The sequence below is a fragment of the Nonomuraea diastatica genome (assembly GCF_004349015.1).
GTDB lineage: Bacteria > Actinomycetota > Actinomycetes > Streptosporangiales > Streptosporangiaceae > Nonomuraea > Nonomuraea diastatica.
The window spans coordinates 14,868-32,750 of record NZ_SMKP01000117.1 but is presented as its reverse complement, the minus strand read 5'-3'; the positions used below and the strand labels follow the sequence as shown (position 1 = coordinate 32,750).

Here is a 17,883-nt window from a genome sequence, read left to right as displayed (position 1 = left end):
CACCCGCACCCCGCCCGTGCACAACCCGTCGCGGTAGACCGTCACCCCGGGCAGCGCCACCTGGGGTGTGGCCCGCCGCTGGCGGGGCGGCACGGAGATCGACACTTTCGGGACGGGCCGGCGCCGCACCGACACCTTGGGCACGGTCACGCGTCCCGGCCTGGCGGTGACGCCTTTCGGGGGCACGGGGGCGCGTACGGTCACCCGCGGCGCCGGGCCCGGCCACGGCGCCCGGTCGGCCGCCGCGCCGCTCACGTCGGCGCCGGTGACGCCGGCCACGAGCAGGGCGGCGGCGAGCAGCAGCGGAGCGCGCCTGAAGGCCACGGTCACAGCCCTCCGGCGATCCGCGTGAACTCCTGCAGCGCCCCCGTGAACGCCTCGGGGCCGACGGCCAGCGGCCCGGCGAAGACGTGCGCGATGTCCCAGGTGAGATAGGTGCCGAAGCCGAGCAGCCCCGCGGTCGCCAGCAGTGGCAGGATGGCCAGGCCGCGCGGCCGTGCCCCGGCGAGGAACGGGAAGACGACGACGAGCGCCCCGGTGAGGATCGTCAGGATCAGCAGCCCGTCGGGAGGTGTCGCGGCGGCGTCGGCGGTGCGCTGGGCGCGCGCGGCGGCGATGCTTCTGACGTGGTCGAGCACGGCCGCCTTGGCGTCGGACTCCTGGTCGCCCGCCACCTCGATGGCGTGGACCGCGCCGCGCAGCTGGTCCATCCTGGCGCCGCCGACCGGGTCCATCGCGCCCTCGGCCATGAGCGGCCACTCGTCCCTGACCACGAACGTGACGTAGTCGTGCAGAGCCTTGCGCACCTCCTGGGGCGCCGTGCCCGGCAGCTCGCCGGCGGACCAGTAGGCGTCGACCGCGGCCTGGCTCTCGGCGTGAGTGTTGAGCCTGGCGGCGTCGGCCGTGGTCCACGGCACGATGATCGCGATGGCGAACACCAGCAGGAACATGGCCGACAACATCGCCCCCGCGTGGGCGGCGGAGGGGCCGCTGGGGTCACGGTCCTCCCCCGCCGCCCTGACCCGCCTGAACACCAGCGCGGTGAGCGCCACGGCGCCCACCGCCGCCAGGATGGAGAGTGTGTAAGCCACCATGAGGATCTCCCGAGCCCTGTCGATTACCCAGTGCGACATTACTATCACATAGGGCGACGATGGCGGCAGGCGGTGATCGGCAAAGTCCCGGCATGCTCCACGCCCGCGGCGGGGTCAGCCGAACTGCCCGCCGTACGGGCCGCCGCACCGGTGCCGGCTGGACGGATTGCCGATCACCGAGGGGACTTCCTCTCCATATGTCCAACGAGAGGCTGATATTTCGGGGCTTGCGGGGAGCATGGGGGCGTGAATCTCAACGGCCGCAAATTCGTGATGGTGAGCTCGACGGCGAGCGACGTCGACCCGGACAGTCCCACGGAGTTCCAGTACTGGGAGGCGGACGGGGTGGTGTGGGGCCACTACTCCGGCGACACCGTGACCCACGGGCGCTTCGTCGGCACGCGGGACGGCGACCTGGTGTCGATCAGTTACGCGCACGCCCTGAAGGCCGGGGGCAAGGCGGGCGGGCACAGCAGCAGCCGCGTCGAGGCAGGGGACGACGGGCGGCTGCGCCTGGTGGAGGAGTTCACGTTCGAGGGAGACGACACCGTGCACGTGAGCGTGTGCGCCGAAGTGTCCTGACCCCCTCGCCACGCGGGCCGGCGGCTGCTCAGCCCTCCTTGCGGAGGGTGGCGCGGCCCTCCGAGGCGCCGACGAAGCGCATCTTGCCGAGCGGCACCTCCCCCTGCGTCTCCTGGGCCGGCCGCCGCGCCGGCCTGGCCCGGTCGCTGGGCAGCACGTACGGCCGCCTGAGCACCTCGTCCAGGATGAACACGGTCTCGGTCGCCTTCACCGCCGGGATGTTCGCCAGCCGGTCGGTCACCATGGTGTGCACCTCGGCCACGTCGGACACCCGTACCTGGATCATCGCGTCGTGCTGGCCGGTGGTGATCGCGCAGTATTCCACCTGCGGCATCCTGGCCAGCTCGGCCCTGAACTGCTTCCACATCTGCTGGCGCACGGTCACGAAGATCAGCGCCGTGATGCCGAGCCCGGCCCGCACGTGGTCGATCTCGGCCGTGAACCGCTTGATCGCGCCGTCGGCGCGCAGCGCCTCGAAGCGGGTGTAGGCGTTCGCCCGGGAGATGCCCACCCGCTCGGCCAGGGCCGCGACCGAGATCCTGCCGTTCTCGCGCAGGACCTCAAGGATCTTCAGATGGACGTCGTCCAGTTCGAGGCCGATGCCGATCCGTCCAGCCTGACCGCCGTCGCCGACACCATTTCTGGAAATTTCACTCATCATTACCTCATCGACCTTTATATACGTCTTGCTGGCCGCACGGTGCCTGGACGTTCTGCCGGACAATCCTCGGCATCCCCTTGCTGAACGTCCAATCATGGAGGACCTACATGGCGACCCGCTCGCAGACGGCGGCTGTGCTGCTCGCCGGTGCACTCGCCCTCGCCGCCTGCGGAAGCGGCGGCACGTCCCAGCCCCCCGCCTCCGGCGGCGGCAGGACCCTCGTCATCGACACGTCCTTCGACCTCAAGACGGCCGACCCCGGCCGCACGTACGAGCCGACCGGGCTCATCGTCGGCAAGGCGGTCTATGAGACCCTCCTCACGTTCGACGGCGCCGACGTGACCAAGCCGGTGCCCGCCCTCGCCGAGTCGTACGAGCTGGCCGAGGACGGCAAGACGCTGACGCTCGAGCTCAAGCAGGGCGCCACCTTCGCCGACGGCTCGCCGGTGACGGCCGACGACGTGGTGTTCTCGCTGACGCGGGTGCGTGACATGAAGGGTACGCCGTCGTTCCTGCTGGACGGCGTCGAGGTGGCCAAGACCGGCGACTCGACGATCACGCTGACGTCGAAGGCGCCGAACCCGGCCCTGCCGTACATCCTGCCGAACCCGGCGCTCGGCATCATCAACAGCAAGGTCGCCAAGCAGCACGGCGCGACCGCCGACGCCCAGGACAAGGCCGAGCGGTACCTGAACGCGAACTCGGCCGGTTCGGGCCCGTACCGGATCGAGTCGTTCGACGTCAGCAGCCAGGTGGTGCTCACGTCGAACACGAAGTACCACGGCGCCAAACCCGCCTACGACAAGGTCGTCATCCGCAACGTCGAGGCCGCCACCCAGAAGCTGAACGTGCAGCGCGGCGACAGCCAGGTCGCGCTGAACCTGTCGGGTGACCAGGTCACCGGCATGCCCCCGGCCCTGCAGGTGAAGAAGACCGCCTCGGCGAACGTCATCTTCCTGCTGGCCAACCAGGACTCCGCGATCAGCAGGACGACCACGAACCCCAAGTTCGTGGAGGCGGTGCGCAAGGGCGTGGACTACGCGGGGCTGCTGGAGCTGGCCGGCGAGGGCTCGACGCGGGCTCCGGGGGTCATCCCGTCGCAGCTGCTCGGCGCGCTGCCCGCCGACCAGGGCGCCGAGCGGGACGTCGCGGGCGCCAAGGCGGCGCTGGCGGCCGGCGGGTTGTCGAACCCGACCGTGAAGCTGGAGTACCCGACCGAGCTGACCGTGAACGGCCTGTCGTTCCAGCCGCTGGCCGAGCGCATCCAGGCCAACCTCAAGGAGGTCGGCATCACGGTGGACCTCCAGCCCGCGCCGGTCAGCACGGCGCTGGACAACTACCGCAACGGCAAGGAGGAGATGGGCCTGTGGTACTGGGGGCCTGACTACCCCGACCCCAGTGACTACCTGGCGTTCCTGCCGGGCAAGACGGTGGGGCTGCGGGCCGGCTGGAAGCCCGGGGCGGCCAAGGAGATCGAGGAGGCCGGGGAGAAGGCGGCCGCGGCGATCGGGGACGACGCCCGCAAGGATGCCTTCGCCGACGTGCAGACCAAGCTCAACGCCTCCGGGCCGTTCATCCCGCTGATCCAGCCCAGCCAGAACATCGTGACGGCCGGGTCGGTGACGGGCCTGGACTACCACCCCGTGTGGACGGTCGACATCGCCGACCTCGGCGTGAAGTAAGGGGCCGGGCAGGTGCCGAAAAAGGAGGGTCCGCCCGCCCCGCGACCGCGGCGCGCCGCGCATCCGCTGGCCCGGTTCCTGATCCGGCGCCTCCTCCTGGCCGTGCTCATGGCCTGGGGGATCACGCTGGTGACCTTCGTGCTGACCAACCTGGTGCCCGGCGACCCCGTGGCCGCGAACCTCGGCCAGCGGGCGCTCGGCGACCCCGCCATCGTCGCGCAGTGGCGGGCCGAGCACGGGCTGGACAAGCCGCTCTGGCAGCAGTACCTGATCCACCTCCAGGGACTGGCCCAGGGTGACCTGGGCACCAGCCAGCAGAGCCACCGCCCGGTCGCCCAGGACCTCGCCGAGTACGTGCCCGCCACGCTGGAGCTGGCCGGGGCGGCCATCCTGGTCTCCCTGGTGCTCGGCGTGGCGTTCGGTGTGGTCGCCGCCCTGCGCAGGGACCGGCTGCCCGATCACGCGCTGCGGGTGCTCAGCCTGGTCGGCATCTCCGTCCCGACGTTCTGGCTGGCGCTGGTGGCGTTCTACGTGTTCTTCTACCGGCTGCAGCTCACCCCGGGCAGCGGCCGGGTGGACGCGGCGCTCGGCCCGGCCCCGCCCGTGACGGGGCTGCAGACGGTGGACGCGCTGCTGGCCGGCCGGTGGGACATCTTCTCCTCGGCCGCCGGCCACCTGGTCACGCCCGCCCTCGTGCTGGCCCTGTACACGATCGGGCTGCTCACCCGGTTCACCCGCTCGGCGGTGCTGGAGGTGCTCGGGCAGGACTACGTGCGGGCCGCCCGCGCCAAGGGCCTGCCAGGGCGGACGATCCTCTTCCGGTACGTGCTGCGTTCGGCGCTGGTGCCCATCATCACCGTGGCGGGCCTGGCCTTCGGCAGCCTGCTGTCCGGCACCGTACTGGTCGAGGCGATCTTCGCCTGGCCCGGCATCGGGCAGTACGCCTACAAGAGCGCCACCACGCTCGACCTGCCCGCCGTCATGGGCGTCGGCCTGGTCGTGGGCGTCGTCTACCTGGTCATCAACCTGATCGTGGACGTCCTGTACGGCGTCATCGACCCCCGAGTGAGGCTCCAGTGACACGGGACCCCCTGGCCCGCAGAGGCCTGCTCAGGCGGCTCCCCGAGGCGTGGCGGCAGCCGCTGGCCGTGGTCGGCGCCGTGCTGGCCGTGGCCTGGATCGTGATCGCGCTGGCCGCGCCCGCGCTGGCGCCGCACGATCCGCTGGCCCAGGACCTGCCGCGCCTGGCCGCTCCCGGCCCCGGGCACTGGTTCGGCACCGACCAGCTCGGGCGCGACATCCTGAGCCGTGTCCTGCACGGGGCGCGGGTGTCGATACCGCTGACGCTGCTGTTGGTGGCGCTGTCGGTGCTGATCGGCGGGCTGCTCGGGGCGTGTGCCGGATATTTCGGCAGGTGGGTGGATGAGACGATCATGCGGCTGGCGGACCTGGTGTTCGCGTTCCCGACCGTGATCCTGGCCATGGTGGTGGCCGCCGCCCTGGGCGCGAGCCTCGGCAACGCGGTGCTGGCCGTGCTGGTCGTGGCCTGGCCCGCCTACGCCCGGGTGACGCGCGGGCTGGTGCTGGGGATCCGGGAGCGGGAGTTCGTGCTGAGCGGGCGGCTGCTGGGCTTCCCGGTGTGGCGCTCTCTGCGGGTGGACGTCCTGCCGAACGTGACAGGGCCCGTCCTGGTGCTGGCCACGCTCGACATCGGCACCGCCCTGCTGCTGCTGTCGGGGTTGTCGTTCCTCGGCCTGGGCGCCAAGCCGCCGTCCCCCGAGTGGGGGGCGATGGTGGCCTCGGGCGTGGAGGTGTTCGACAGCTGGTGGGTGGCGACGTTCCCCGGACTGGCGATCTTGACCGTGGTGCTGGCGTTCAACTTCCTGGGTGACACGCTGCGGGACGCACTCGACCCCCGGACCGCCCGCGCTATCAAGGAGCGTGCCCTTTGAGCGAGCGCGGCGAGGGAACACGGCAACACAGCGACCTGGACATCAGCGGACTGAAGGTGTCGATCGGCGGCAAGGAGATCCTGCGCGGCGTCGACCTCAGGCTGGCGGCCGGCCGGGTGCACGGGCTGGCCGGGGAGAGCGGCTCGGGCAAGACCATGACCGGGCTGGCCGTGCTGGGCTTGCTGCCGCACGGCGCCCGGGCGTCGGGCACGGTCCGGCTCGGTGAGCGCGACCTGCTGGCGCTGCCGGCCAAGGAGCTGAACCGGGTGCGCGGCGGCGAGGTCGCCATGGTCTTCCAGGACCCGACGACCAGCCTGCACCCGATGCTGACCGTCGGCAGGCAGCTCACCGAGCACATGCGGCACCACCTTCGCCTGGGCAGGGCCGAGGCGAGGGAGCGGGCGGTGGAGCTGCTCGGCAAGGTGCGCATTCCCGGTCCAGCGGAGGCGTACGCGCGGTTTCCGCACCAGTTCTCCGGCGGGATGCGGCAGCGCATCGCGATCGCCATCGCGCTGGCCTGCTCGCCGAAGGTGCTGATCGCCGACGAGCCGACGACGGCGCTGGACGTGACCGTGCAGGCGGGGGTGCTGCGGCTGCTGCGCGGGCTCTGCGACGAACTGGGGCTGGCCGTGCTGCTGGTCACGCACGATCTGGGGGTGATGTCGGCGGTGGCGGACGAGGTGAGCGTGATGAAGGACGGCCTGGTCGTGGAGTCGGGGCCGCGCGGCCGGGTGCTGCGGGAACCGGCCCACGCCTACACGCGCGCACTGCTCGGCTCCCTGCCGGACGCGGGCGGGCCCGCCCCCGGTACCGCCGATCCCAGCGCGCCCGACCCCGGCAGGCCCGCTCCCCGTACGACAGGGTCCAGTGCGACCGCTCCCCGTACGACCGGTTCCAGTGCGACCGCTCCCCGTACGACCGGTTCCAGTGCGACCGCTCCTCGTGCGGGCGGGTCCGGTACGGGCGAGGAGGGAGAACGATGAGCCTGCTGGCCGTGGACGATCTGGTCGTCGAGCACCGCTCCCCCGGCCGTCCCGCGGTGCGGGCCGTGGCGGGGGCGAACCTGACCGTCGGCGCCGGCGAGGTCGTCGGGCTGGTCGGTGAGTCGGGGTGCGGCAAGTCGACGCTGGCCCGCGCCGTCTGCGGGCTCAACCCGGTCACCGCCGGCTCGATCACGTTCGACGGGCAGCCGGTCGCCCCGCTCGGGCTGCGGCGCAGGAAGCTGACCGGGATCCAGATGGTGTTCCAGGACCCGTACGCGTCGCTGAACCCGCGCCGACGGGTCGGCGACCAGGTCGCCGACGGGCTGCGCACCGCGCGGGACACCGTCACCTCGCCCGCCGACCTGCTGGAACGGGTCGGGCTGCCGCGCGAGTTCGCGGGCCGGCACCCGCACGAGTTCTCGGGCGGTCAGCGGCAGCGCATCGCCATCGCCAGGGCGCTGGCCGCCCGGCCGCGGCTGCTGATCGGTGACGAGCCCATCTCCGCCCTGGACGCCTCCGCACAGTCGCAGGTGGCCAGGCTGATGCGGGATCTGGCCGTGGACGCGGGCGCGGGACTGCTGTTCATCAGCCACGACCTGTCCGTGGTGCGGCTGATCGCCGACCGGATCGCCGTCATGTACCTGGGCAGGATCGTCGAGGTGGGCGACACGGCGGAGGTGTGGGCGGATCCGCGGCACCCGTACACGAAGGCGCTGCTGCAGGCCATCCCGAAGCCGGACGGGATGGGAGTGCTGCCGGTGGAGCTGCCCGGCGACGTGCCCGATCCGGTAAACCCGCCGCAGGGGTGCCGGTTCCATCCGCGCTGCCCGCACGTGATGGACGTGTGCCGCGGCAAGGAGCCGGAATTCGGCCCGGTGGCCTGCTGGCTGCACGAGCCACGGTGACGCCCCTGCCGGACGCCACGCCGGACGCCCTGCCCGCGGCGCGGGCGGGCGGAGGCGAGACAAGCCGCGCGGGCGGGCGGGTGGTGGCCGTGCGGGAGGCCATGGCCGGCGCCGGGGTTGACGCCCTGGTGTTGCGGCCGTCTCCGGACTTCCGGTTCCTCGGCGGCCGGGAGGGGCCGTACCTGGTGGTGACCGGCGACGCCGTCGCCGAGACCGCCGAGCCTGCCCGGCTGGTGCCCGAGGGAGCGCGGCGGGTCGGCGTGGACCCGGAGATGCGGGTGCGCGAGCTGTTCTGGCTCGCCGTCGAGGCCGAACTGGTGCCCGCCTCCGCCGTGCTGGCGCCGCTGCGGTTGCGCAAGGAGCCGTACGAGATCGAGGCCGTCGCGCGCGCGGTGGCGGCCGCGGAAGAGGTGCTGGGGCAGGCGCGGGAGCTGGCCTGGTTCGGGGCCGGCGAGCGGGCGATGGCCCGCCGGCTGCGGCTGCTGCTGGTGGAGTCGGGCTGCGAGGAGGTGTTGTCGCTGCGGGTGGCGGCGGGCGAGAACACGGCACGACCCGAGCACGCGCCGGGCGAGCGGGTGATCAACCCCGGGGACGCGCTGCTGGTTGCGGTGTGCGGGCGGTGGGACGGCTACTGCGCGGAGGTCGCCAGGGTGTTCGCGGTGGCGGAGCCGCCGGAGGACTTCGAGGCGATGTACTCGGTGGTGGCCGCCGCGCACCGGGCGGGCCTGTCGGTGATGCGCCCCGGCGTCCCGGTGGCCGCGGTGTCCAGGGCGGTCGGCGAGGTGATCGACGGCAGCGGGTACGGGCGGTTCGCGGCGGCGCACGCCGGGCGGGGCATCGGGCTGGGGCACGACGAGGGGCCGCGTCCGGACGAGGACACCGTGCTGGCGGCGGGGATGACGTTCTGCCTGGAGCCGGCCATCTACGTGCCCGACCTGTTCGGGGCACGGGTGGCGGACGTGGTGGCCTGCTCGGACGGCGGGCCGCTGGCGCTGGGCACGAGCCCGCACTCCTTGACCGTGCTGGACCGGTGAGACCGCCCCTGTCACGAGCGAGCCCTGTCACGAGCGAGCCCTGTCACGAGGTCACGAGCGAGTCGGGGCGCCCCCTTCCACCCGGGAAACCCCAGACCGCGACGGCGGGGCCCGAGCGGATCCATGGCGGCCGTCCGGTCCGGGCGAGTTCGCGTACGACGATACAGGCGGGTTCGAGCGCGCCCGCTAGGGCAGCTCGACGAAGGACCGCCTTCCTCTTGGTGGCCGGGCACGAATCCGGCGGGCGCACCATGGCATACCGTCGCCAGTGAACGCGTCCCACGAGGAGGAGCGGCAGGTTGATCGAGGTCAGGGAACTCCACGAGATGGCGGAGATCGAGCAGGTCAACGACCTGTTCGAGGACATCTGGCACTTCGGGCCCGGCGACCCGCCCATCACGATGGAGCTGATGCGGGCGCTGTCGCACGCGGGCGGCTACGTCGCCGGCGCCTTCGAGGGCGACCGGGTGGTGGGCGGCTCTGTCGGGTTCCTCGCGGCGGGCGGCGCGCTGCACTCGCACGTCACCGGCACGACGCGGCGCGGCGCCGGGTTCGAGCTCAAGCAGCACCAGCGCCGCTGGGCCCTGGAGCGCGGGATCGAGCGCATCACCTGGACCTACGATCCGCTCGTGCGCCGCAACGCCCACTTCAACCTGGTGAAGCTGGGCGCGCGGCCCCAGGAGTACCTTCCACGCTTCTACGGCGTCATGGGCGACGCGATCAACCAGGGCGACGAGTCCGACCGGCTGCTCGCGGTGTGGCCGCTGACCGCGCCGCATGTGGAGGCGCTGGCCCGGCGCGAGCCCGGCGAGAGCGCGGCACCGGACGGCGCGGTGGTCGCGCTGGCCGACGAGGGCGGCAGGCCGGTGCAGGGGCCGATACAGGGGCAGGCGGGGGCGGGCGCCGTGCTGGTCGCCGTTCCCGCCGACATCGAGGGGTTGCGCGCCAGCGACCCGGGAACGGCCAAGGCGTGGCGGCTCGCCGTACGCGAGGTGCTGGGTGGCCTGATGGCGGAGGGCCGCACGGTCACGGGGTTCTGCGGTAAGTCCTACTACGTTGTGGAGCAAGCGTGAAGATCACTGGAGTTGAACTGCGCCGGATCGCGATGCCGCTGGTGGCGCCGTTCCGCACCTCGTTCGGCACCGAGACGTCCCGCGACGTCCTGCTGGTCAGGGTCGTGACGCCGGACGCCGAAGGCTGGGGCGAGTGCGTGGCGATGGCGGAGCCGCTCTATTCCTCCGAGTACGTCGACGGCGCGGCCGAGGTGATCCGCCGTTTCCTGCTGCCCGCGTTGCCGTCGAACGTCGACGCGCAGGGCGTGGCCCGCGCCCTGGAGCCGATCAAGGGTCACCGCATGGCCAAGGCCGCGGTGGAGACGGCGGTGCTGGACGCGCAGCTGAGGGCGGCGGGCGAGTCGTTCGGCCGGTTCCTCGGCGCGTCGCGCACCCGGGTGCCGTGCGGGGTGTCGGTCGGCATCATGGACTCGATCCCGCAGCTCCTCGACGCGGTGGCGGGCTACCTGGACGAGGGGTACGTCCGCATCAAGCTGAAGATCGAGCCCGGCTGGGACGTCGAGCCGGTCAGGGCGGTGCGCGAGAGGTTCGGCGACGACGTGCTGCTCCAGGTCGACGCGAACGCCGCCTACTCGCTGACCGACGCCCGGCGGCTGGCCCGGCTCGACGCGTTCGACCTGCTGCTGATCGAGCAGCCGCTGGCCAACGACGACCTGGTGCAGCACGCCAAGCTGGCCAAGCAGCTCACGACGCCGATCTGCCTGGACGAGTCGATCGAGTCGGCCGAGCACGCCGCGGCGGCGATCGCGCTCGGCTCGTGCTCGATCATCAACGTCAAGCCCGGCCGGATCGGCGGCTACCTGGAGGCGCGGCGCGTCCACGACCTGTGCCGGGCCGGCGGGGTCGCGGTGTGGTGCGGAGGCATGCTGGAGACCGGGCTCGGCCGGGCGGCGAACGTGGCGCTGGCGGCGCTGCCCGGGTTCACCCTGCCGGGCGACACCTCGGGGTCGCGCCGCTACTACGCGACCGACATCACCGAACCGTTCGAGCTGGTGGACGGGCACCTCGAGGTACCGGCCGGGCCGGGTCTCGGCGTCGAGCCGATCCCGGCCGTGCTCGACGAGGTGACCACGGCCACGGAGTGGATCAGCCTCTGAGCCGGGGCACCGCGGCCAGCAGGGCGCGCGTGTAGTCGTGCGCGGGCTCGCCGACGACCTGCTCGGTGGGGCCCGCCTCGACCAGCCGGCCCTGGTGCATGACGGCGACCACGTCGGCGACGTACCTGACCACGGCCAGGTTGTGCGAGATGAACAACATCGGCAGGCCCAGCTCGTCGCGGAGCCCGCGGACGAGGTTGAGCACCGCGCCCTGCACCGACACGTCGAGCGAGCTGGTGATCTCGTCGGCGACCAGCAGGCCGGGGTCGCCGCCGAGGGCGCGGGCGATCGCGACGCGCTGCCGCTGCCCGCCGGACAGCTCGCGCGGGTAGCGGCCGGCCACCTCCGCGGGCAGCCGCACGAGTTCGAGCAGCCGCTTCACCTCGTTGTCACGGTCGCGGCCCTTGATGCCCTCCGCGACCGTGTCGCCGACGGTCATGCGGGGGTTCAGCGACGCGTACGGGTCCTGGAACACCATCTGCACGCGGCGAGCGCCCTCGACGCTCCCCGTGTACGGCACGAGCCCGCAGACGGCCCTGGCCAGCGACGACTTGCCGGATCCCGACTCGCCGACGAGCCCGACGACGCGGCCGTCGGGGATCTCCAGCGTGACGTCGTCGACGGCGGTGAAGCCGCCGAACCGCACGGTCAGGTTCTTGATGATCACGAGACCTCCCAGCAGGCGACCCGCTGCCGGAGGCCGTGCGCGACGAGTTCCGGGCGTTCGGTGGCGCACCGCTCGGTGGCCAGGGAACATCGGGGGGCGAAGGCGCAGCCGGGGCCGACCTGGTCGGGCGCGGGCTGGGTGCCGGGAATGCCGGCCAGCGGCCTGGTCCTGTCGGTGTCCAGGTCGGGCAGGGAGGCGATCAGCGCCCTGGTGTAGGGGTGCGCGGCGCCCTCGGCGAGCCGGTCGGCGGGCAGTTCCTCGACGACGCGGCCGGCGTACATGACCACGACGCGGTCGCACAGCTGGCCCACGACGGCGATGTCGTGCGAGATGAACAGCGTGGCCGCGCCCGTCTCGGCCACGACCTCGCGCAGCAGCCGCAGGATCTGCCGCTGCACGGTCACGTCGAGCGCGGTGGTGGGCTCGTCGGCGATGATCAGGCGGGGCGTGCCCATCAGACCCATGGCGATCACGGCGCGCTGCCGCATGCCGCCGGACAACTCGTGCGGGTGCTGTTCGGCGCGCCGTTCCGGCTCGGGCAGGTGCACCTGCCCGAGCCGGTCGACGGCGCGGCTGCGGGCCTCGGCCCGGCTCGCGCCCTCGTGTACGACGGCGACCTCGGCGAGCTGGCCGCCGACCTTGAGCGCGGGGTTGAGCGCGGCGAGCGGGTCCTGGAAGACCATCGCGAGCGCGGTGCCGAGCTCCTTGTCCGACAGCGTGGCGACGTCCCTGCCGCCCAGGTGCAGCCGGCCGTAGGTGACCTTCCCCGGGTAGGGGACGAGCCCGCCGATGGCGGCCGCGGTCAGGCTCTTGCCGCTGCCGGACTCGCCCACGAGGCCGACGACCTCGCCGGGCGCGACGGTCAGCGACAGGCCCCGCACGGGGGTCGCACCGCCGGGGAAAGTGACGGTCAGGTCCCGCACGTCCAGCACGGCGCCGGGGTCCGGCTCGCCCGGCTGGGGCGGCGGCGCCGGCGGCTCCTCGGCCTTCCGTACGGGCGTGCGCGCGGCCGCTCTGGCCAGGGCGTCCCCCAGCAGGTTGAAGCCGATGCCGGCAAGCGCGACGGCGGCCGCGGGGCCGAGCGCGACCTCGGGCGTCACGTAGATCCGGGAGAACCCGTCGAACAGCAGCCGGCCCCAGTCGAACGACGGCGGCTGCACGCCGAGCCCCAGGAACGACATGCCGGCCAGGCCGAGCAGGGCGCCGCCGAGCGCCTGGGTGAGGTTGAGGATGAGCGGCTCGGCGATGTTGGGCAGGACGTGCCGGGCGAGGATGCGGCGGCGGGGCACGCCGAGCATACGGGCGGCGGAGACGTAGTCGGCGCCGGCGACCGTGGCGGCCAGCGTCTGGGTGAGCCGGGCGAAGCCCGGCGCGATGGCCACGCCGATGCCGAGCACCGCGCCGCGCGCGCCGAGGCCGGCGACGACCGCGGTGAACATGGCCAGCAGCAACCCGGGGAAGGCCACCAGCGCGTTGACCGTGCCGGTGGCCAGCCGGGCCGCGCGCCTGGGGAGCACGGACGGGAGCGTGCCGAGCAGGATGCCGCAGACGGCGCCGATGAGGGTGGCGGCCAGCGCCAGCGTCAGCGAGAACCGGCCCGCCACCAGCACCCTGGCCAGCAGGTCGCGGCCGAGGTTGTCGGTGCCGAGCGGGTGCTCGGCCGAGGCGCCCTGGAGGATGGCGCCGGCGTCGATGCGCTCGGCGGCCTCGCCCCAGACGATCGGGCCGGCGGCGGCGAGCGCCGCCATGAGCGCCACGATCACGGCTCCGGCCACGGCGGGGCCGCTCCATCGGACGGGCATCAGGACTGCTCCCTGATCTCAGAGGTGGGGTCGAGAGCGCCGAGCAGGAGGTCGACGGCCAGGTTCACGACCAGCACGATCGCGCCGTAGACGAGGATCACGCCCTGGGCGACCGGGTAGTCCTTCTGCGTGATCGACTCGACGATCTTCAGCCCGAGCCCCGGCCAGGCGAAGACGTACTCGACGAGCACGCTGCCGGCGATGAGCGAGGTCAGCAGCAGCCCGCACACGGTCAGGGTCGCGGTGAGCGTGTTGGGCAGCACGTGCCGCAGGTGCAACCGGCGCGCGGGCAGGCGTTTGGCCCTGGCCAGGCGCACGTAGTCCTTGCCCAGCTCGCGCAGGGTCTCCACGCGGGCGATGCGGGCGATCATGGCGACGGGGCCGGCCGCGAGGGCCAGGACGGGCAGCACGTACGTGATCGGCCCTGCCTTGCCTGCGGGCGGGAACCAGCCGAGGCCGATGGCGAAGACGGACACGAGGCCGATCCCGTACAGGAACTCGGGGACGGCCACGGCGGTGCCGGTGACGGAGCCGAACGTCAGCTCGGAGCCGCGGTTGCGGCCGTTCTGGGTGCGGACGGCCGCCCACATGCCGAGCGGGACGCCCGCCAGCAGGGCGAGGAGGGTGGCGAGGAGGGCGAGGGCCAGGGTGTTGGGGAGCCGGGCGGCGATGACCTCGCCGACGGGCTCGCTGGTGATGAACGAGGTCCCGAAATCTCCGGACAGGACGTTGGTCACGTAGGTCACGAACTGCTCCGGGAGCGGGCGGTCCAGGCCGAGCGCCGCCCTGCGCGCCTCCACCAGCTCCACCGGCGCGGCCGGTCCGAGCGCCGTGCGCACGGGGTCGCCGGGGATGAGGTGGATCATCGCGAAGGAGGCGGCCAGCAGCACGGCCAGCGACACGGCGAACCGCACCGCCCGCCGCACCGCGATCCGTGCCCTGCGGCGTGCCGCCCCCTTGGCCGCACCCTGGGCCGCCTCAGGCGCGCGGCCGGTCGGGGAGAGCGGCGGGTCGGTGACGGTCCCGGGCGTCTCGAACCCGCTGCTGTCGCGCACTCAGCCTCCCTGAGTGAGCCTGATCGAGGTGGGCACGAACTCCCCTGCCTGCATGTCGTACGTGGCCCCCTTGGCCGCGTGCAACACCGTGTTCTCCACCACCGGCACCAGGTCGGCGGCCTCGAACAGGGCGGACTCCGCCGCCAGCCATTGGTCGCAGCCCTCGGCCGACGGCAGCAGCCCGGCCTCGGCGATGAGCGACTCGTAGCGCTTGTTGTCCAGGTGGGCGAAGTTGGCCCCCTTGGGCGCGGCCGGGCCGGACAGGAAGCCTATGAGCTGGGAGGGCAGGGTGACCCCGATGGGGAGCCAGACGACGTCCCAGTCCTGGGTGGCGTTGAGCGACTCCGAGAGCTTGGCGTCGATGATGCCGTTCAGCTTCACCTCGGCCCCCGCCTTGCGCCAGGCCTCGCCCAGGTACTCCACCGCGGCCTGTACCCCGGCCCCGCGCGTGGTGGCGTACATCAGCCGCAACGTCAGCCGCTTGCCGTCCTTGGCCCGCACCCCGTCGGGCCCCGCCTTCCAGCCGGCCGCGTCCAGGGCGGCCGCGGCGGCCGCGGCGTCGTGGGCGGGGACGTGCCCGGTGACCGAGTCGCCCTTGCAGGGGCGCGGCTCCATGACGAGCCCCGTGGCCGGCCTGCCGGTGCCGCTGGAGGCGATGCCGGCCAGCTCCTTGAGGTTGACGGCCTGGGTGAGCGCCTTGCGCACGTCCGGGTCGTGCGCGGGCCTGTCGTCGCCCTGGTGGTAGAAGTACTGGCCGTTGCTGAACGGGACGACCTTCTTGACGACGCCGGGCGTGGCCTCCAGGCGGGCGCGATCAGGGCCGTAGACGGTCGCGCCGTTGATGGTGCCGGAGATGAGCAGGTTCGCGGCGGTCTGCTCATTCGGCACGACCTTGAGCACGACGGTCTCGGGCAGGTCGGCGGCGGTCGCGCCGCCCGGGCCCCAGGCGTACTCCCTGCGCACCTTGAACGTGTAGTGGTCGCTGGGCACCGCCTCGGTCAGCTGGTACGGGCCGGAGCCGGAGGTCCCGCGCGCCAGCAGCGACCGGTCCTCGACGCCCTTGCCGCACACGATGAACAGCGACCGGGCACTCTCCAGGATGAAGCTGAACGGCTCCGGCATGGACAGCGTCACCGTGCCCGCCGCGTCGTCGGCGGTGGCCTTCATCCCCGTGGGCACCAGCACGCCGTGGATGGGCGACTTCGTGGCGGGGTCGGTGATGTGGTTGACACTGTCGGCGACGTCGGAGGCGGTCAGCGGGGCGCCGTCGGAGCAGGTGACGCCCTTGCGCAGGGTGAACGTGGCGCTGTCGGGCTTGACCTCCCACTTCTCGGCCAGCCTGGGCACGATCTTGCCGTCGTCCGAGGCGGTGACGAGCGTGTCGTACGCGAGCGAGAGCGTGGTGTTGGTGATCGAGAGCACGCCCATGGCGGGGTCGAGGCCACCGGGGTCGGCCGAGATCGCGTAGGTGAACGTGCCGCCCCTGGCCGGCGCGCCCTCACCGGTGCCGTCGCCACCGTCGCCTCCGCAGGCGGCCGCGAACAGGGCGAGCGAGGTGAGAGCCGCAGCTGCCGGTTTTCTCATGAGGGCTCCCGTCGAGCGTGGGGGTGTGCACCACCTTCGCCCCTCGCCGGGCCCGGTGCTTCGTGCCCGGTGACGAAAAAGCCGGGCCGCCTCGTGCTATCGGCCGAAGATCCGCATCTGCAACATCACGGTGAGCCGGGCGTCGGAGTCCGACAGGTCGAGGCCGCTGATCTCGACGAGACGCTTGAGCCGGTAGCGGAAGGTGTTGGCGTGCACGTGGACCTGGGCGCAGGCGGCGTTGACGTCGCCGAACGCGTCCAGGTACGCCCGCAGCGTGGCGGTCAGCTCGGCGCCGTGCTCCGCGTCGTGGTCGAGCAGCCGCTGGTAGGGGCCGGTGGGCGTCTGCTCCTCCGCGGCGGCCACGTCGGCGACCTGGAGGAGCAGCGACTCGAAGTGCACGGAGGTGTACCCGGCGACCTGGCCGGTGGCGCCGCGGGCGCGCAGCACGCGCAGCGCGCGGTCGGCGTCCGCGCGCGACCTGGCGACGTGCGACAGGTTGAGCGCCAGGCGGCCCGCGCCGATGTTGGCGGCGTGCCGGGGCCCGACCCTGGCCAGGAAGCTCTCGGCCACGCGTACGGCCCGCGCCTCCTCCCCTCTGCTTTCCGGCCCGCCCGGCTGCAGGGGCAGCACCGCGTACGCGACGGAGCCGACGAGCGCGGCGGCGGCCTTGGGATGGATGGCGCCGACGTGCAGCGCGAGCGCGTCGCAGAAGCGCTGCCGATCGCTCTCGCCGCGTGCGGGGTCGGCGGCGGAGTCGCCGGTCAGCTGGGCGGCCAGCACGCACAGGCGGGTGGTGGCGATGCCGAGCCGCTCGGCCGCCTCGGCCGCGTCGGTGCCGCCGGCCAGCACGGTGGACAGCAGGTCGGCGCGGAGCCGCCGCCGGGTGTCGGCCCCGGCCCGCTCGCGCAGCAGCTGCAGAGCCACGATCTTGGCGGCGTCGGCAAGCGCGCGCCGCCGCTGCTCGCTGAGCGGCTCGTGCACGGCCACCCAGATGGAGCCGAGGATCTCGTCGCCGGTGCGGACCGCGACGGCGACCCGGTTGATGACGTTCTCGTCGTCGAGCTTCATGTAGACGGGCTCGCGGCTCTGGTAGAGCTGCTTGAAGAAGCCGTGCTCGTCGAGCATGCGCAGGTAGCGGTCGGGGACCTGGCGGCCGAGCACGGTCTCGACGCGGCCCTGGTCGGCCTCGTCCTGGCGGCCGGAGTAGGCGAGCACCCGCGACGACCTGTCCTCGATCGTGACGGGCGCGTCCAGCAGCGCGCAGACGGCGTTGGCCAGGGAGAACAGGTCGTCCGGCGGCCCTTCCCCCGGCTCGGCCAGGTCGCCCTCGGCCAGCAGCGAGCGCAGCAGCGCGGCGACCTGCGACCAGGAGGCCGCCCTGGTGAGCCCGAGCACGGCCACGCCGGTCTCCAGCACCACGGCCCGCACCCGCTCGTCCACGTCGACGGGCAGCTTGACGACGACGCCGGCGGCCTGCCCGGCCCGCTCGATCAGGGCGCAGATGTCGTCCGCGCGCTGGACGCCGACGGCCAGCAGGATCCCGCCGGTCGGGACGATCAGCTCGTCGAGCGGGTCGTAGATGTGCACGCCGGTGACCTCGGTGTCGAGGTCACCGGGTGACGCGGCGACGTCGAGCAACGTAGTGCCGAGGTCATGGAGGATGCGCCCGAGACTGGCACGCGGACGATTCCTCATCCGATCACGATAATCCA

17 protein-coding genes are annotated in these 17,883 nt (G+C 73.0%); 9 read left to right on the top strand and 8 right to left on the bottom strand.

The window, feature by feature from the left end:
- Positions 1-324, bottom strand: a 324-nt coding sequence (locus E1294_RS33340; protein WP_220448065.1) for a hypothetical protein, incomplete at its 3' end; no start/stop codon positions are given.
- Positions 325-326: 2 nt separating this feature from the next.
- Complete coding sequence (locus E1294_RS33335; RefSeq protein WP_165977604.1) at positions 327-1,094, bottom strand: bestrophin-like domain; 768 nt, start codon at positions 1,092-1,094, stop codon at positions 327-329.
- Positions 1,095-1,340: 246 nt separating this feature from the next.
- Here E1294_RS33335 and E1294_RS33330 point away from each other — a divergent pair, with 246 nt between their 5' ends.
- The gene (locus E1294_RS33330) at positions 1,341-1,676 is read left to right on the top strand and encodes an avidin-fold protein (RefSeq protein WP_246083467.1); all 336 of its coding nucleotides are present in this window, start codon (positions 1,341-1,343) and stop codon (positions 1,674-1,676) included.
- Positions 1,677-1,704: 28 nt separating this feature from the next.
- Here E1294_RS33330 and E1294_RS33325 read toward each other — a convergent pair whose 3' ends face one another.
- Positions 1,705-2,334 carry an Lrp/AsnC family transcriptional regulator gene (locus tag E1294_RS33325; RefSeq protein WP_132514944.1) on the bottom strand — a complete coding sequence of 210 codons (630 nt, stop codon included), beginning with the start codon at positions 2,332-2,334 and terminating at the stop codon, positions 1,705-1,707.
- 110 nt (positions 2,335-2,444) lie between these two features.
- On the opposite strand from E1294_RS33325, the gene E1294_RS33320 reads away from it, so the two are divergent.
- From E1294_RS33320 to menC, 8 genes are all read left to right on the top strand, one after another.
- Entirely contained in the window at positions 2,445-4,019 is a 1,575-nt protein-coding gene (locus E1294_RS33320; RefSeq protein ID WP_132514943.1) for an ABC transporter substrate-binding protein, read from the top strand.
- A gap of 12 nt (positions 4,020-4,031) precedes the next feature.
- Positions 4,032-5,099: an ABC transporter permease gene (locus E1294_RS33315; RefSeq protein WP_132514942.1), complete on the top strand. Its 1,068-nt coding sequence runs from the start codon at positions 4,032-4,034 to the stop codon at positions 5,097-5,099.
- Positions 5,096-5,971, top strand: a complete 876-nt coding sequence (locus E1294_RS33310; protein ID WP_246083466.1) for an ABC transporter permease — start codon at positions 5,096-5,098, stop codon at positions 5,969-5,971. The genes E1294_RS33315 and E1294_RS33310 overlap by 4 nt, the downstream gene beginning before the upstream one ends.
- A complete protein-coding gene (locus E1294_RS33305) occupies positions 5,968-6,954 on the top strand; it encodes an ABC transporter ATP-binding protein (protein WP_246083465.1) in 987 nt (328 codons plus the stop codon). Before E1294_RS33310 ends, E1294_RS33305 begins: the two co-directional genes overlap by 4 nt.
- The gene (locus tag E1294_RS33300) at positions 6,951-7,859 is read left to right on the top strand and encodes an ABC transporter ATP-binding protein (RefSeq protein ID WP_132514941.1); all 909 of its coding nucleotides are present in this window, start codon (positions 6,951-6,953) and stop codon (positions 7,857-7,859) included. The genes E1294_RS33305 and E1294_RS33300 overlap by 4 nt, the downstream gene beginning before the upstream one ends.
- Positions 7,856-8,893 (top strand): M24 family metallopeptidase, encoded by a 1,038-nt coding sequence (locus tag E1294_RS33295; RefSeq protein ID WP_246083464.1) that lies wholly within the window; start codon positions 7,856-7,858, stop codon positions 8,891-8,893. Before E1294_RS33300 ends, E1294_RS33295 begins: the two co-directional genes overlap by 4 nt.
- A gap of 299 nt (positions 8,894-9,192) precedes the next feature.
- Positions 9,193-9,966 (top strand): GNAT family N-acetyltransferase, encoded by a 774-nt coding sequence (locus E1294_RS33290; RefSeq protein ID WP_132514940.1) that lies wholly within the window; start codon positions 9,193-9,195, stop codon positions 9,964-9,966.
- Positions 9,963-11,063 carry an o-succinylbenzoate synthase gene (gene menC / locus E1294_RS33285; RefSeq protein WP_181958593.1) on the top strand — a complete coding sequence of 367 codons (1,101 nt, stop codon included), beginning with the start codon at positions 9,963-9,965 and terminating at the stop codon, positions 11,061-11,063. Before E1294_RS33290 ends, menC begins: the two co-directional genes overlap by 4 nt.
- Here menC and E1294_RS33280 read toward each other — a convergent pair.
- The 5 genes from E1294_RS33280 to E1294_RS33260 all read right to left on the bottom strand — a co-directional run bounded on the left by E1294_RS33280 (position 11,053) and on the right by E1294_RS33260 (position 17,866).
- The gene (locus E1294_RS33280; RefSeq protein ID WP_132514939.1) at positions 11,053-11,730 is read right to left on the bottom strand and encodes an ABC transporter ATP-binding protein; all 678 of its coding nucleotides are present in this window, start codon (positions 11,728-11,730) and stop codon (positions 11,053-11,055) included. The genes menC and E1294_RS33280 overlap by 11 nt on opposite strands.
- On the bottom strand, positions 11,727-13,532 hold the full coding sequence (locus tag E1294_RS33275) for a dipeptide/oligopeptide/nickel ABC transporter permease/ATP-binding protein (RefSeq protein ID WP_132514938.1): 1,806 nt from the start codon (positions 13,530-13,532) through the stop codon (positions 11,727-11,729). The genes E1294_RS33280 and E1294_RS33275 overlap by 4 nt, the downstream gene beginning before the upstream one ends.
- Complete coding sequence (locus E1294_RS33270; RefSeq protein WP_246083463.1) at positions 13,532-14,587, bottom strand: ABC transporter permease; 1,056 nt, start codon at positions 14,585-14,587, stop codon at positions 13,532-13,534. The genes E1294_RS33275 and E1294_RS33270 overlap by 1 nt, the downstream gene beginning before the upstream one ends.
- The gene (locus tag E1294_RS33265; protein ID WP_132514937.1) at positions 14,588-16,171 is read right to left on the bottom strand and encodes an ABC transporter substrate-binding protein; all 1,584 of its coding nucleotides are present in this window, start codon (positions 16,169-16,171) and stop codon (positions 14,588-14,590) included.
- A gap of 96 nt (positions 16,172-16,267) precedes the next feature.
- A complete protein-coding gene (locus tag E1294_RS33260) occupies positions 16,268-17,866 on the bottom strand; it encodes a PucR family transcriptional regulator (RefSeq protein ID WP_132514936.1) in 1,599 nt (532 codons plus the stop codon).
- Positions 17,867-17,883 lie beyond the last annotated feature (17 nt).